Annotated in this window: 1 protein-coding gene; it reads left to right on the top strand. The window is 69.2% G+C overall.

Annotated elements, in window-relative coordinates:
* Positions 1 to 250 precede the first annotated feature (250 nt).
* The coding region (locus tag I8N68_RS32510) for an IS110 family transposase (protein WP_200216932.1) at positions 251 to 520 on the top strand (270 nt) is incomplete at its 3' end.

Genomic DNA, 520 nt, shown 5'->3' with positions numbered 1-520 from the left:
TCCACGGTGAGATGCTTCGTCCTGCCCGACCGGCCATGATCGTCGTGCTCCCGGCGCTGGTTTGACTCTTTGTCCACCTGACGCCTCGGCTGTCCTTCGGCTGATTTGTCGGCCGCGCCGGGTGCACGCGCCGAACGGACGGGTGTGACCTGACAGGAGCCTGTGGAAGAGGTCCCATCACCGTGCTGTCCGTCCGCCCGACGGTGCGTGCTGCCCCCGGTCGGTCACCTGGAAGGACAGCTCCACCACCATGACAGATCACCAGCTCGAGGTCATCGGCGGCGTCGACACCCACGCCGACACCCACACCGCCGCGGTCATCGACGAGGTCGGCCGGATGCTCGGCCACCGACAGTTCCCCACCACGGTCGCCGGCTACCGGGCCCTGCTGGCCTGGATGAGCGACCACGGCCCGGTGCGGGCGATCGGGATCGAGGGCACCGGCAGCTACGGCGTCGGCCTGGCCCGCTACCTGCGCACGCAAGGTATCCAGATCGTGGAGGTCGACCGGCCCAACCGC

It is taken from the genome of Micromonospora coerulea (assembly GCF_016598485.1).
GTDB classification, from domain to species: domain Bacteria; phylum Actinomycetota; class Actinomycetes; order Mycobacteriales; family Micromonosporaceae; genus Micromonospora; species Micromonospora coerulea.
The sequence above is the reverse complement of the archived record's forward strand: the minus strand, read 5'-3'. Positions and strand labels throughout refer to the sequence as shown.